2 protein-coding genes are annotated in these 2,051 nt (G+C 50.6%); both read left to right on the top strand.

Annotated features, from left to right (window positions below):
- Positions 1–316 precede the first annotated feature (316 nt).
- Positions 317–1,012, top strand: coding sequence for a hypothetical protein (locus tag QP965_RS11390; protein ID WP_284844967.1), 696 nt, complete (start codon positions 317–319; stop codon positions 1,010–1,012).
- Positions 1,012–1,395: a type II toxin-antitoxin system PemK/MazF family toxin gene (locus QP965_RS11385; RefSeq protein ID WP_284844966.1), complete on the top strand. Its 384-nt coding sequence runs from the start codon at positions 1,012–1,014 to the stop codon at positions 1,393–1,395. Before QP965_RS11390 ends, QP965_RS11385 begins: the two co-directional genes overlap by 1 nt.
- The last annotated feature ends 656 nt before the right edge of the window (positions 1,396–2,051 follow it).

Genomic DNA, 2,051 nt, shown 5'->3' with positions numbered 1-2,051 from the left:
TAGAAACCGAGTACTATCTCACCCAGCCCATCAACACAGGGCCGTAAAAGAAGCGGAACTAAACCCAGGACGCTTCAAATTGCTGCTTTCTCATGTACACCGGCGACTCGGGGGCTACAGACGGGAAACTAGTAGGCGTGACCAGGTACGAGATTACACATCACAAATGATGGGGTTAGTGGTGAATACTTACAGGGCATCCCAAATACTTCTTCCCGCTTAGTATTTACCGGCCCGACATCACCTGATTAACGCAACTATTCCGCTACGCTATATATTGAGTTAGATGTCGTCGATGTGCAGAGAGGAAGCGAACATGTACCAGTTTCGAGACTTCCTGGAAACGTGCATGTACACACTTACCGTGTACAGCCAGCACCTCGGCAAGCCATTAACGCGAACCAAGCTAGCAAAACTTCTTTACATCGCAGACTTAAGGGCGGTCGACCAGGGGGTACCTGTCCGCACCGGTGCGGTATGGACATGGGATAGTTTTGGCCCATTCGATGCTGCACTTATGAACCGCGAAGACCAATTAGTTGCCCTCGGTGTCTTTCAGAGAGAACACAATCGAACTATTTATGGAACAGAGTACGCGAAGCTTAGTGTCTCCCCAGATCAATACCGTGACGTGATGGAAAATGCCAGTGACGTCGACCGTAAATTCTTCGAGATCATGCGCGGGGTAGCCCTTCAGTTTGCAGATGCCTCACCCTCTGAGGTTCGCGAATATAGCTACCAGACAGCACCAATGGCTCTGGCTCAATCCGATGACGGTGAACGTGGCTGCGTTTTGGACATGTCCCTCGGGGAATATGGTCACCGACGTACGGTTCAGCGCAGTAGCGCTCTAACCCGCATCCAGGAGCTTCGCGCGAAAAACAACGGAAAGTACACGCATTTTGTCGAAGGCGATCCGACAGAAATACTGCAAGAGACTTCTCGTTTTGACCGCGCTCGGCGACAAGCAAACAGATTGTTACTAGGAAGCGAAGGCAGGGACACTGCCTAATGGTTGCCATTACACGGGGAGACATTTTTATGATCCCCGATGAAGTTTTGACACTGCCGCCAGAAAGCCTGCGGGGCGAACCCCACCTCGAACGTCGCCCTTTCCTAATTTTGTCGAACGACAACAGCAATCTTGACCCTAATTTCCTGGTGGTCATGGGATGCCCAATTTCATCCTCTACGTCATTCCGTACTGGATTCGACGTAAAACTCTCCAGGGGGCAAGGCGGGGTAACGAAGAAATGTTGGATACGTGTGCCAGCGATGCAACCGTTACCCAAAATCCTCGTTGCAACACAGGACAAAACCGGCACTGTCCCCCGCAGTATCTTGGATGAAGTCGACATTTCCCTTGTGCAATATCTAAGCATGGGTGAAGGGTAGTTGGATCACCCTCCCTCTAGAGTCTCTCAGGCATCTTGCCGAACGACCTAGAAGACGTTCCTTCAAGAGGTACTTTGGAGACTTGGCTGATAGGCATTCGTGGGAATTGCTAAAGCGGTTTCGGAGGAAACGCTGACCTAGGAGGATACGTCAGTACTGGTCAAAGAGTTGTTCAAATGTGTCCTGCGCTAGGTCCGACGCCCCCTCTCGCCACCAGCATTGCGCCATCCTAGGCCCCAAATTGCTGAGTGGCCTTTGGGGGCTTTGCAGATTCTCTGTGCGCTTTGGATTTAGAGGTTTAACACCCACTATGGACAAACGCCCTTGATTCTTAGCGGTAGCCACTCCTTGTTAATTGACAACCGCAGCGTTTTCCAAATGTGTGGCCCGAGAACAAAATTTTGCGCAAATGATTACTAAAATTGCGCATTTTGAGCTATACTTTAGTCAATCGATACCCCCTCCAAGCTTCCCATAGGAACAGCTCAATATGAGAGGGGGGCTTTGCTATTCTGAAGCAAGGCGGATTCTAGTGGTCGTGGAAACACTTCTTATGTTTCGGTTGAGTTTATCAGTGCGGCCATTTTCTCGGCTGGTGTTTGAAAGCCCAGGGTTTTGCGGGGGCGGCGGTTGAGTTGCATGGCGACGAATTCTAG

This window comes from Corynebacterium sp. MSK074 (assembly GCF_030229735.1).
In the GTDB taxonomy this organism is placed as follows: domain Bacteria; phylum Actinomycetota; class Actinomycetes; order Mycobacteriales; family Mycobacteriaceae; genus Corynebacterium.
The sequence above is the reverse complement of the archived record's forward strand: the minus strand, read 5'-3'. Positions and strand labels throughout refer to the sequence as shown.

What these genes read in the sequence shown, in the direction of transcription:
- QP965_RS11390 (WP_284844967.1), top strand. Translation starts at nt 317, where the DNA reads ATGTACCAGTTTCGAGACTTCCTGGAAACGTGCATGTACACACTTACC.
- QP965_RS11385 (WP_284844966.1), top strand. Translation starts at nt 1,012, where the DNA reads ATGGTTGCCATTACACGGGGAGACATTTTTATGATCCCCGATGAAGTT.